The organism is Lentzea indica (assembly GCF_012184385.1).
Taxonomy (GTDB): Bacteria; Actinomycetota; Actinomycetes; order Mycobacteriales; family Pseudonocardiaceae; genus Lentzea; species Lentzea indica.
The window spans coordinates 1-11,732 of record NZ_VSRL01000267.1; the positions used below are offsets into that span (position 1 = coordinate 1).

The window sequence follows — 11,732 nt, forward strand, 5'->3', positions numbered from 1 at the left end:
AGGAGACCTCGGCCACCGGGTCGCCCAGCGCCGGGTCCACGACCGTGAAGGTGCGACCGTCGGCGGCGGGCACCCGCTTGCCGTCGATCAGCAGCTCGGTGACGTCCTTCATGGCGTGATCTCACCTTCGACCGCACCGAAGATCACGACCTCGTCGCCGGGACGCACGGTGCGGATGCGGCGCACCCACAGCACGATGCCGTCCCAGTCCGCGCGGACCTCTTCCAGCGTGTTGCCGTAGTGGTCCACGATCTGGCCGATCAGGTCGCCTTCCTTGCAGTTCTCGCCCGGCTCGGAGTGGCTGACGAAAAAGCCGCCGGCGCTGGAGCGGGCGAACGTGCCGGAGACGGCCGTGTAGGTGTCCCGCAGCTCCACCTCGCCGTCGATCATCTTGAGGCTGCGCAGGATGTTGCGGATCGAGTACATGTGCCGCTCGACGTTGGCCTCGCGGTACGTGGCGCCACCGCACTCGATGGTGATGGCGGGCTTGCCTGCCGCGAGAACGGGGTGGCGGACCGTGCCGCCCCACTTGCCTCCCTTCCAGACCAGCTCGTGCCCGGCGGCGAGAGCGATGTCCGTCGCCAGGTCCTCGTAGCCGCCCTGGAGGATGACCAGCGGGGCGATTTCGCCGTAGGCGCCGCCGGTGTGCAGGTCGACCACGGCGTCGACGACGGGGACGACCTGCTCGACGAAGGTGGCGGCCAGACGCTGCGAGTAGGAGCCGTCCGGTCGCCGGGGAAGATGCGGTTGAGGTTCAGGTGATCGATGCCGCTCGCGCGGGCGGCCGCCTCGAAGGCCGGGGTGTTCATGCAGGGGATGCCGACGACGGTGCCCGCAGGTGTCCGGGTCGATCTCGGCGAGCACACGCCGGATGGCCTCCTGGCCGTCGTACTCGTCGCCGTGCACGCCCGCGTCCACACACAGGACCGGGCCGTCCTGGGCGCCGTTGACGACGATCAGCGGAATGCCGAGCTCCACGCCGTAACTGCTGGTGCCGACCGGGATGAGGCCCTGGGCGCGCTCACCAGGAGAGACGGTCAGCGGACCGATGGAGTACATGTGCGTTCCTTCCGTGGTGGGGCGTGGAGACGTCATCGGGCCAGCGCCCGGGAGGCCTCGTCGAGCGTGTCGGCGATGATCTCGGTGATGCGGTCCAGCAACGGGCGGTCGCTGATCAGCGGTGGCGCGATCTGCAGCAGGGGCGCGGCGCGGTTGTAGACCCTGGCCAGCAGCCCCGCCTCGCGCAGCCTGCGCGGGATGAGGTCGACGACGAGCGCCTGGCGTGCCGCGTCCGAGAAACCGCCGCCCGGTTGGTCACCGGCCAGCTGGACGGCGTAGAAGAACCCGGCGCCGCGGACGTCGGCGACGATCGGCAGCCCTGCGAGCGCCGCCATTCCGTTCGCCAGCCCGCCTTCCAGGTCGCGGACGTTCTGCAGGACCTGGTCGCGTTCCATGATCTCCAACGTGCGCAGGGAGATCGCGGCGCTCAGCGGGTGCCCGCCGAAGGTGTAGCCGTGGTTGAGCACCGCTCCCGGCTGGTTGATCACCTCGGCGACCCGCTGCCCCACCAGCGTGGCGCCCATCGGGGCGTAGCCGGCGGTGATGCCCTTGGCGACGGTGATCAGGTCGGACTCCGCGCCGTAGCGGATGCCACCGAACCACTCGCCGAGCCGTCCGAAGCCGGTGATCACCTCGTCGGCGACGAGCAGGAAGCCGTACCGGTCGGCCAGCGTCCGCAAGCCCTGCCAGTAGCCCTCCGGCGGCGTGATGCAGCCGCCACGGTTCTGCACGGGCTCCGCGATCAGCATCGCGATGGTGTCCGGCCCTTCGGCCAGAACGGTGTCCTCGATCTCACCGAGCAGGTGCGCGGTGAAGACGGCGTCGTTGGCCATCTCCGGGAACAGGCCGTGGCGGTTGGTGTTGGCCACGAACCGGGTGTCGATCGCCGGCGGACCGTACGGCTCGGTGAGGCCGGGGTCGTCGGTGAACGACAGCGCACCGACGGTCAGGCCGTGGTAGGCACCGCGCCGGGCCAGGACCTTGGCACGGCCCGGCTCACCGCGGAGCGCGTGGTAGCGGCGGGCGATCTTCCACGCGGTCTCCACGGCTTCGGCGCCACCGCTGGAGAAGAACGTGTGCTCGATGCCCGCGGGCGCGAGCCCGGCCAGCCGCTGGGCGAGCTCGATGGCCGCCGGGTGGGCGGAGGCCGACCACAGCGGGCTGAAGCTGAGCTCGCGGAGCTGTTTGCCCGCCGCCTCGGCGATCTCGTCGGCGTAGGAGTAGCCGAGCTGGCAGCAGTACAGGCCGGACAGTCCGTCGATGTAGCGCGTGCCGTCGTCGTCGCGGACGTACGGACCCTCCCCGCTGCGGACCACGAAGAGACCTTCGCCGTCGGGCCCGAGCGAGCCGTTCGAGGTCATGTTGAGCAGCAGGTGCTTGGCCGCCACAGCGGACAGGTCGGTGGTCATTTGATGTCACCACCCGAGATGCCCGTCTCGACCGGCAGCAGACCGCTGTCCTTGCCGGAACCGAGCTTGCGGACGACGCTGACGAGCCCCAGTGCCACCACCGCGACGGCGATGAGCAGCGCGGCCACGGCGGTGACCGACGGGTCGACGTCGAACTGCAGGACGTTGAACACCTGCACCGGCAGCGTGATCGTGTCCACAGAGGACAGGAACTGGGAGATGAAGAACTCGTCGAAGCTGGTGATGAATGAGAAGATCGCCGCGGCGATCACACCGGGAGCGGCCAGCGGGAAGGTGATCCGCCGCGCGATGGTGAGCCTGCCGGCTCCCATGCTCGCCGCGGCGTCCTCCAGCCGTTCGTCGATGCCCTTCAGCGTCGCCATGAGGATCATCACCGCGATCGGGGTGGCGAGCACGGTGTGGCCGAGCGCGATCGCGATCGGGCTGCCGAGCATCGCCGCCGGCTCGAAGAGCAGGAACAACCCCAGCGCCACCACCACCTGTGGGATCACCAGCGGCGCCAGCACCAGGCCGTACACCGCGGACCGCATCGGGAGCTCGCTGCGGACCAGGGCGATCGCGGCCATCATCCCGAGCGCCACCGAGAACAACGTGGTGAGCGCGGCGACCGTCGCACTGAGCGCGAGCGCGGCGGGCCACTTGCTGCCGTCGGCGAACAGCTGCTGGTACCAGCCCAGCGTCCACGACTCCGGAGGGAACGAGCCCAGGGCGTCACTGCCGAACGACGTCACGAGGATGAGCACGATCGGCATCCCCAGGAACACCAGGACCAGCAGCGAGATGACGGCGAGGACGACGCGTCCCGCCACGCTGTTGCGCAACCCGATCATGCCGCACCTCGGTTCTTCGCGGCCTCGCTCATGCTCTTCACCAGGCGCAGCAACAACAATCCCGCGAAGGTGAGCAGCAGCAGGATCACGCCGAGAGCGGAGGCGCCGTTCCACTGGTTGTTCTTCATCACCTGCTCGTCGATCAGCGAGGCGACCATCGTCTGCTTGGGACCACCCATCAGCGCGGGCGTCAGGTAGTAGCCCAGGCACAGGATGAAGCTCAGGATCCCCGCGTTGACCAGACCGGGGGCGACCAGCGGCAGGTAGACGCGGAAGAAGGAGACGAGCCGTCCGGCTCCCATGCTCGCCGCGGCCGCCATCAGCCCTCGGTCGACGCCGCGCATGACCGCGTACAGCAGCAGCACCGCGTAGGGCAGCATCACCGACGTGGTGCCGATGACGACGCCGAGTTCGTTGTACAGCAACTGGAACGGGGCACCGGGCACGTGCAGGGCCAGCAGCGTCTCGTTCACCAGGCCGTGGTCGCCGAGCAGGATGATCCAGCCGTAGGTGCGGACCAGGGCGCTGATGAAGTGCGGCACGACGACCACCAGCATCACCAGACCGGCCCAGATCGGCCGCAGCCGGGTGATCCAGTAGGCCAGCAGGAACCCGATGACCAGGCTGATCGCCGACGTCTCCGCCGAGATCCGCAGCGTGATCAGCAGGATGTCCAGGTTCGTCCCGCTGAGCGCGTCGGCGTACCAGTGCAGCGTGAACCCGCCGTCCTCACCCTTCAGGCTGAGCAGGAGGGTGCTGAAGATCGGGTAGATGAACAGCACCAGCAGGTAGATGACGACCGGCGTGGCGTTGAGCAGCCCGAAGCGGGTGCGGCGGCCGGACAGCCGGCGGCGCCATCCCTGCGGATTGCCGCCGGTGGCAGCGGCGACGACCGGTTCCGGCGGCGGGGCGAGGACGGCCACGGCTCACCCTCCCGTTCCGGCGGCGTCGAACACGCTGACGTCGTTCGGGTCGGCGGTGAGCCCCACCCGGTCGCCCATCAGGGGCGCCCGGCCGGCCGGGATCTCCAGCCGGGTGACGCTGTCGGCGCCGTCCGGGCGGATCGTGACGCGCACCAGCGTGCCGACGTAGGTGACGGTCTCGACGATCCCGGTGCAGAACCCGTCTTCCGGCGCGCACACAGCGAGCCTGCCGGGCTGAACCGCGGCCTGCACCCGTGCACCGCTCGCGAGATCGTGCCGGCGGGTGCGCAGGACACCACCGGTGTCCAGGCGAACGTTTTCGTCGTTCTCGACCTTGCCGGGGAGGAAGTTCGCGGCACCGAGGAAGTCGGCGACGAACGGCGTGCACGGACGCTCGAACAGTTCCTGCGGGGTGTCGAACTGGTCGATGAGGCCGTCGCGCATGACGGCGATCCGGTCGGAGAGCACGAGGGCCTCCTCCTGGTCGTGCGTCACGTAGATGACCGTCAGCCCCAGCTCCCGCTGGATGCGCTTGATCTCGGTCTGCAGCTGGTCGCGCAGCTTCTTGTCCAGTGCACCCAGTGGCTCGTCCATCAGGATGACCGGCGGCCGGTAGACCAGCGCGCGACACAACGCGACGCGCTGCTGCTGACCACCGGACAGCTCACGCGGGCGGCGCCGGGCGAAGCGGGACAGGCCCGCCATCTCCAACGTCTCACCCACGCGGGTGCGAATCTCCTGTTTGGACAGACCGCGCAACTGCAGCGGGAAGGCGACGTTCTCACTCACCGTCATGTGCGGGAAGAGCAGGTACTGCTGGAAGACGAAGCCCAGACCACGTTTCTGCGGCGCGAGCCGGGTGACGTCCCTGCCGCCGACGACGATCGACCCGGAGTCGGGTTCGACGAAGCCGGCGATCATCATCAGGGTGGTGGTCTTGCCGGAGCCGGACGAGCCGAGGAAGGTCACGAACTCGCCGGCGCCGATCTCCATCGAGACCTCGTCGACCGCGGTCATGGTGCCGTAGCTCTTGCGCAACCTGGTGACCGACAACGGTTTGCCGGTGCCGGCCCCGGCCGGTGCCGCGACCAGTGGCGACTGCTTCTCCGACATCACATGGAGCTCAGACACGGGCCCACTCCTGCCAGCGCTTGGTCACGACGTCGTCGTTGGCGACCCACCACTCCACGTCGGCGTCGAATCCGGTTTCCAGGTTCTTCGGCGAGCCGAGCAGGTTGGCCGAGACCTCGTCCTTCATGTCCTTGTAGGCAGCGGGCACGACCGGCGCCATCGGGTAGATCTCGGCGAAGTGGGCCTGCACCTCGGGGCGCAGCGAGTAGTCGACGAGCTGGTAGGCGGCGTCGACGTTGCCGGCACCCTTGGGAATCGCCCAGCCGTTGCTCTGCCTGCGGGCGCCCTGGAACACGTAGGCCAGCGGCTGTCCCTGCTTGATCAGGTCGTTGAGCCGGCCGTGCCAGACGGTCGACACGTCGACCTCCCTGCGGCCGAGCAGCACACCCGGCAACGCACCGGTGTCCCAGTACTTCTTGACCGAGCCCTTGATCTCGTCGAGCTTCTTGAAGGCGCGGTCGAGGTCGAGCGGGTACAGCTTGTCCAGCGGCACTCCGTCGGCCAGCAGGGCGAACTCCAGCTCGGGGATGTCCGCGTCGACGTGCTGGAGACCGCGGTTGCCCTGCAGCGCCTTGGTGTCCCAGAAGTCCGCCCACGAGCTCGGCTTCCTGCCACCGAAGGCGTCCGTGCGGTGCGCCATCACGCTGCCCCAGTAGTTCTTGCCGACGGCGGTCGGCGTGAGGAGGTTCTTCGCGATGTCGGCGTTCTTGGCGTTCTTGAGCCGGTCGTAGTCGATCTGCTGGGTCGCGTCCTCCTTCGTGAACTTCACGAAGTCGATCATCGAGTTGTCGATCAGGTCGAACTGCGGGCGGCCCTGCTTGATCTGGGCCAGCATCTGCGCGTAGTTCGCGTTGACGACCTTGATCTCGATGCCGGTCTCCTTCATGAAGGGCTCGTAGAGCGCCTTCATGTTGGCGTCGCCGTAGGCGCCGCCGCTGTTGCGGACAACGAGCGTCTTGCTGCTCGTGCCACCGCTGTTGCCGGCCGAGCGGCTCGTACCGCTGCCGCACGCGGCCAGCGCCGAGGTCGCGGCGACGGCGCCGAGACCTCGGAGGAAGAGCCGGCGGTCGATCCGGGTGTCTTTCACGATGAACCTCCTGGGGGCGGGGAGGAAGCTGGGGGTGGCGGGGTTATCGGGGTGCCGCGATCGCGGCGAGGTCGGTGCCGGGCAGCACGGTGAGGCCGCGCATCCCGTAGAAGACGCGTCCGGTCGCGGTGGCGCGAACCTCGTGTTCGCGGCCGTCGGCCGGGTCGACGACGCGTCCGATGACCTGACCCTCGGTCACGTCGGTGCCGGGGGTGAACTCCGGGTACCACAGGCCGATGGCCTCGGAGGCCACGAAACCGACCCAGAGCCATTCGGTGACCGGCCGCGGCTCGACGTCGTCGCCGTTGAGGAAGTCGAGCACCCTCAGCAGCGCGGCGACGAGGCCTTCGGCCGCCTGCGGGTCGCGCTCTCCGAGCTGGCCGGTCTCGACGAGGATGGCCGGGATGCCGCGACGTGCCGCCGCGGCGTGGCTGTTGCCGCCGTCGGCGTTCAGGCCGAGGATGACGTCCTCGTGGCCGACGACCCTGGCCATGGTGGCGGTCTTCGCGTCGAGTTCCGGATCGCCGGTGAGGCGGTAGCCGACGAAGTTCCGCAGGAACTCGTCGATGCGGCCGGCGTGCAGGTCGATGTACGCGTCGGCGTCCTCGACGATGTTCTCGAAGAGCCAGGCCGCCAGCCGCTCGGTCGGGCTGCCCTCGGGGTCGCCGGGGAAGACGCGGTTGATGTTGACGCCGTCGAGCGGGGACGTGCCGAGCCGTCCGTTGTAGACGGCAGGAGGGTTGGCGACCAGGCAGAGCAGCACCTGTCCGCGCACCTGTTCCGGGTCGAGGCGGTCGGCGAGCCGGTGGGCCGCGTCGATGCCGGTGAACTCGCCGCCGTGCACACCGGCGGTGATCACAACCCGCGGGCCCGGCCTGCTGCCGTTGATCAGGGCCAGGGGGATGTCGGTGGTGAGCGTGCCGAGCTCGGCCCGCACGCTGCCGCGCACCTTGGTCCCCGGTCCGGCGCTCAGCGCGCCGACGGTGAGGGTGGTAGCGGTGTGGCTCGTCATGGCTGCGTCACGCCTCCGTGCGGTTCGAGGTGGAGATGAAGTCGATGGGCTGGGCCGACGTGCCGTCGAGGGCGAGGTCCGCGGCGATGTCGCCCATGGCGGGCGAGAGCTTGAAGCCGTGACCGGAGAACCCGGCAAGCAGCACCACGTTCTCGTTGCCGGGCAACGGACCGACCAGAGGGCGGCTGCTTTCCGTGTAGCCCTCCATGAACACGGACAGCCGGACGGGGTTCGGGTGCAGGTCCGGCAGGTATCGTCCGATGAGCTCGCCGAAGATGTCCAGTTCGGACGGTTGGACCGTCCTGTCGAGACGGTTGGGGTCGTCCACCAGCTGGTGCAGAGTCCTGGACAGACCGAGCTTGACCGAGACGCCGTCCGGCGACGGCAGGCCGTAGCAGTGCGTCGGCGCGGTGCGGATGAACGCCGGCCGTTCCTGCCCGAACCACGCGTCGGTGGTCGGCACGTACCAGGCGCTGACCAGCCGGCGGATCTCCACCTCCCAGGGCAGGTCGGGGAGCAGGTCGTTGACCCACGGGCCGACCGTCACCACGACGGCGTCGAAGTGCTCGCTGCCCTCGTCGGTGCGGACGGTCACGCCGCCGCCCGTCTTGGTGATCTCACGAACGGGTGTGTAGCGGTGGATCCGGGCGCCCAGCTCCTCCGCGCGGCGCGCGGCGCTCTGGACGGTCAGCTCCGGCCGGATGAACCCCGCGTGGCGGTCCAGCACGGCGGCGTCGCCGTCCTCGATGCGGTACTGCGGGAAGCGCCGCGCGAGCAGGTCGGCGTCGAGGACGTCGTGGTCGAGACCGTGCTCGTCGATGGACTGCAGAACGGTGGCCATCTGGTGGTGCGAGGTCGGACCCATGAGCAGGCAGCCGGTGAGTCGGCGCAGCTCCCGCCCGGTCTCACGCTGGAGCTCGTCCCACAGGCCGTCGGCGTGCTTGAGCAGCGGGACGTAGCGGGAGTCCTCGAAGTGGGCGCTGCGGAAGATCCGCGTCTCGCCACCGGCGGCACTGCGGTCGTGGCCGGGGGCGAACCGGTCGTACCCGACGACGTCGGCCCCGCGGGCGGCGAGGCGCCAGGCGACCTGACTGCCCATCGTTCCGACGCCGACTACGGCGACTCGCTTGCTGGCAGGCACGGGGCTTCCTTTCGGCTCACCGGACGGCGATGCTGACGCGTCCGAAGGTGTTGAGATGGTCAACTGACCTGTGCCACAATGTGGCATGCCGTGCTAGAATCTGGCACGAGAATGACACCCGGTACAAGGCGCGTCAAGAGGTGTCTCGAGGCAATGCAGAGGTTTAACAGGGGGTAACGAGTGGAGATGAAAAGCGTGACCAGGTCGCTGCGCATCCTGGAGGCGGTCGCGCACCATCAGCCGGTCACGGTGGGAGAACTGACCAAGCTCTTCGGGCTGCCCAAGTCCACGGTCCAGCGCACGCTCGTCACGCTGCACGAGGCGGGATGGTTGCGCGCCAACAGGAAGGACACGACCCGCTGGGAGATCGGCGCGCGAGTGCTCGCCGTGCGGCCGGCGGCGTTGCAGGGCTCCAGCCTGTTCGCGGCGGCCCGCGACCCGATGATCCGGTTGCGGGACAAGGTCAACGAGACGATTCATCTGTCCGTTCCGGACGCATTGGACTGCATGGTGGTGGTGGACCGCGTGGACTCGTCGCACGCTGTGCGCACGTTCCACGAGATCGGTGACATCTCGCCGTTGCACGCAACGGCGACCGGGAGGGCGATACTGGCCAACTCGCACCGGTCCGATGTGGACGAGGTGCTCGCCAGGCCGCTGGAGAGCTACAGCGACGCCACGGTCACCGACCCGCTGGACCTCAAGGCGGAGCTGGCGCAGGTGCGGGAGAACGGCTACGCGCTCAACCGCAACCTGTTCCGGCCCGGCGTGTGCGCCATCGCCTCGGCGATCCTGGACGAGGACGGCTCACCGCTGGCCGCGGTGGCGATCTCCATGCCGGACTCCCGCTTCGACCCGGACCAGCTACCCGAGCTGGGCCGCCTGGTCGTGGACACCGCCAAGGAGATCTCCACCCGCAGGCTGGGCTCCTAGGCTGAACGCATCTGCAAGTACCACCAACTCTTGATCGAATCGCCCTCAACTACTACCAACCTGTTCGACACCTGCCGAACAGGTTGGTAGTGGAAAAGTGCTTGTTGATGTTGGGTTGGTGGTACTTGCAGACGCCTGGAGCGGTCAGCGCACTGGCACGGCGATGTACTTGTAGTCCAGGAACTCGTCGATGCCGACGCGACCGCCCTCCCGGCCCAGGCCGGACTGCTTCACACCGCCGAACGGGGCGGCGGGGTTGGAGACGAGGCCGGTGTTGAGACCGACCATGCCCGCCTCCAGCCGCTCGCTCACGCGCAGCGCACGGTCGAGCGACTCGGTGAACACGTAGCCCACGAGACCCCATTCGGTGTCGTTGGCCCTGCTCACGACCTCGTCCTCGTCGTCGAACGTCAGGATCGCCGCGACCGGCCCGAAGATCTCCGTCAGCATCAGGTCGCTGTCCGGCGACACCCGGCTCAGCACGGTCGGCGGGTAGAAGCTGCCGGGACCGGTCGGCGTCCGGCCGCCGGCGAGGACTCGCGCACCACGCTGGACCGCGTCCTCGACCAGGCGCTCCACCTTGCGGCGTCCGTTCTCGTCGATCAACGGTCCGACGTCGACGCCTGGTTCGGCGCCGGGTCCGACCACGAGCGCGCTCATGCGTGCGGCGAGCCGCACGGCGAACTCCTCCGCCACGTCCTGGTGCACGAAGAACCTGTTGGCCGCGGTGCAGGCCTCGCCCATGTTGCGCATCTTGGCGACCATCGCGCCGTCGACCGCCTTGTCCAGGTCGGCGTCGTCGAACACGATGAACGGAGCGTTGCCGCCCAGCTCCATCGACGTGCGCACGACCTGTTCGGCGGACTGCTCGAGCAGCAGCTTGCCGACCTGGGTGGATCCGGTGAAGGACAGCTTGCGGATGCGTCCGCCACGCAGCAGCGGCTCGACGACGTCACCTGGCCTGGACGTCGTGACGACGTTCAGCACGCCGTCGGGCAGTCCGGCCTCGCGCAGGATCTCCGCCAGCACGAGGCTGGACAGCGGAGTCTGCGGCGCGGGCTTGAGCACCATCGTGCACCCCGCGGCGATCGCCGGGCCGATCTTGCGGGTACCCATGGCCAGCGGGAAGTTCCAGGGCGTGATCAGCAGGCACGGCCCCACCGGGCGGCGCATCAGCAGCATCCGGTTCCGGCCGTCCGGCAGGGTGCCGAAGCCGCCCTCGATCCGCACCGCCTCCTCGGAGAACCAGCGGAAGAACTCCGCCGCGTACGCGACCTCACCCCTGGCCTCGGCCAGCGGCTTGCCCATCTCCGTGGTCATCAGCAACGCGAGCTCGTCGGTGCGCGAGATGATGATGTCGTAGGCACGGCGGAGGATCTCGCTGCGTGCCCTCGGTGCGGTGGCGGCCCAGTCCTCCTGGACCCGGACCGCGGCTTCCACCGCGAGCTGCGCATCCTTGGTGCCCGCGTCGGCGACGTGGCAGACGACCTCACCGGTCGCCGGGTTGTCGACGGGCATCGTGGCGCCGTCTGCGGCGTCCACCCACGTGCCGCCGATGAACAACTGCTTCGGAACGTCGATCACGGGTTTCCTCCTGGGTCGAGCAGTTCAGCCAGGTGCACGGCGCGAACGCCCGCGAGGTGGCCGACCTGGGTGGCGCAGCTGAAGCCGTCCGCCACGACGACGGCATCGGGGTTCTCGTCCAGTCGCGGCCGCAACGACCGGTCCGCGACGGCCATCGAGGTGTCGTAGTGCTCTGCCTCGAAGCCGAAGTTGCCCGCGAGCCCGCAGCAGCCTTCCGCCTCGGTCACCGTCCGCACGCCGAGCCCGCGCAACAACTCGCGTGGGCGCCGGCTTCCGAACGTGGCGTACTCGTGGCAGTGCGTCTGCAGCACCACCGAGTCCGGCAGGCCGGCTTCCAGTCCGAAGTGGACAGATCGGTCAACGCGGACGTGAGCGTGTGCACACGAGCCGCGACGCGCCGGGCGGCGTCGGTGTCCAGCAGTTCGGGCACGTCGCGCTTCAACGCCGCCGCACAGCTCGGTTCCGCGACGACGATCGGGAGGTCGCGGTGCGGTCCGCGGTCGAGCCGCGCGACCGTACGGGCCATCACCCGGCGCGCCATCGACAGCTGGCCGGTGCTGACCCACGTCAGCCCGCAGCACAGTCCGCTGCTCGGCGTGCAG

11 protein-coding genes and 1 pseudogene are annotated in these 11,732 nt (G+C 69.2%); 1 reads left to right on the top strand and 11 read right to left on the bottom strand.

The window, feature by feature from the left end; genetic code table 11:
* Positions 1-108 precede the first annotated feature (108 nt).
* The 8 genes from FXN61_RS40820 to solA are packed head-to-tail and all read right to left on the bottom strand — an operon-like array spanning position 109 to position 8,613.
* Positions 109-1,059: a succinylglutamate desuccinylase/aspartoacylase family protein gene (locus FXN61_RS40820; protein ID WP_223165817.1), complete on the bottom strand. Its 951-nt coding sequence runs from the start codon at positions 1,057-1,059 to the stop codon at positions 109-111.
* 32 nt (positions 1,060-1,091) lie between these two features.
* Positions 1,092-2,468: an aminotransferase class III-fold pyridoxal phosphate-dependent enzyme gene (locus FXN61_RS40825; protein WP_167979227.1), complete on the bottom strand. Its 1,377-nt coding sequence runs from the start codon at positions 2,466-2,468 to the stop codon at positions 1,092-1,094.
* On the bottom strand, positions 2,465-3,319 hold the full coding sequence (locus tag FXN61_RS40830; RefSeq protein WP_167979228.1) for an ABC transporter permease: 855 nt from the start codon (positions 3,317-3,319) through the stop codon (positions 2,465-2,467). The genes FXN61_RS40825 and FXN61_RS40830 overlap by 4 nt, the downstream gene beginning before the upstream one ends.
* Positions 3,316-4,242 carry an ABC transporter permease gene (locus tag FXN61_RS53585; RefSeq protein WP_167979229.1) on the bottom strand — a complete coding sequence of 309 codons (927 nt, stop codon included), beginning with the start codon at positions 4,240-4,242 and terminating at the stop codon, positions 3,316-3,318. The genes FXN61_RS40830 and FXN61_RS53585 overlap by 4 nt, the downstream gene beginning before the upstream one ends.
* Before the next feature lie 3 nt (positions 4,243-4,245).
* Positions 4,246-5,373, bottom strand: a complete 1,128-nt coding sequence (locus FXN61_RS40840) for an ABC transporter ATP-binding protein (protein WP_223165818.1) — start codon at positions 5,371-5,373, stop codon at positions 4,246-4,248.
* Positions 5,366-6,460: an ABC transporter substrate-binding protein gene (locus FXN61_RS40845; protein WP_167979230.1), complete on the bottom strand. Its 1,095-nt coding sequence runs from the start codon at positions 6,458-6,460 to the stop codon at positions 5,366-5,368. The genes FXN61_RS40840 and FXN61_RS40845 overlap by 8 nt, the downstream gene beginning before the upstream one ends.
* A gap of 43 nt (positions 6,461-6,503) precedes the next feature.
* Positions 6,504-7,472: a M14 family metallopeptidase gene (locus FXN61_RS40850; RefSeq protein ID WP_167979231.1), complete on the bottom strand. Its 969-nt coding sequence runs from the start codon at positions 7,470-7,472 to the stop codon at positions 6,504-6,506.
* Between the two features lie 7 nt (positions 7,473-7,479).
* Complete coding sequence (gene solA, locus FXN61_RS40855; protein ID WP_223165819.1) at positions 7,480-8,613, bottom strand: N-methyl-L-tryptophan oxidase; 1,134 nt, start codon at positions 8,611-8,613, stop codon at positions 7,480-7,482.
* A 195-nt stretch (positions 8,614-8,808) separates the two neighbouring features.
* Here solA and FXN61_RS40860 point away from each other — a divergent pair, with 195 nt between their 5' ends.
* Complete coding sequence (locus tag FXN61_RS40860) at positions 8,809-9,546, top strand: IclR family transcriptional regulator (RefSeq protein WP_223165820.1); 738 nt, start codon at positions 8,809-8,811, stop codon at positions 9,544-9,546.
* A gap of 144 nt (positions 9,547-9,690) precedes the next feature.
* Here FXN61_RS40860 and FXN61_RS40865 read toward each other — a convergent pair whose 3' ends face one another.
* From FXN61_RS40865 to FXN61_RS51165, 3 genes and pseudogenes are all read right to left on the bottom strand, one after another.
* Positions 9,691-11,130, bottom strand: a complete 1,440-nt coding sequence (locus FXN61_RS40865; protein ID WP_167979234.1) for an NAD-dependent succinate-semialdehyde dehydrogenase — start codon at positions 11,128-11,130, stop codon at positions 9,691-9,693.
* Positions 11,127-11,444 carry a heterodisulfide reductase-related iron-sulfur binding cluster gene (locus FXN61_RS51160; protein ID WP_376770803.1) on the bottom strand — a complete coding sequence of 106 codons (318 nt, stop codon included), beginning with the start codon at positions 11,442-11,444 and terminating at the stop codon, positions 11,127-11,129. The genes FXN61_RS40865 and FXN61_RS51160 overlap by 4 nt, the downstream gene beginning before the upstream one ends.
* A pseudogene (locus tag FXN61_RS51165) lies at positions 11,354-11,732 on the bottom strand (FAD-binding oxidoreductase); the annotation flags it as partial. The pseudogene FXN61_RS51165 and the gene FXN61_RS51160, both read right to left, overlap by 91 nt.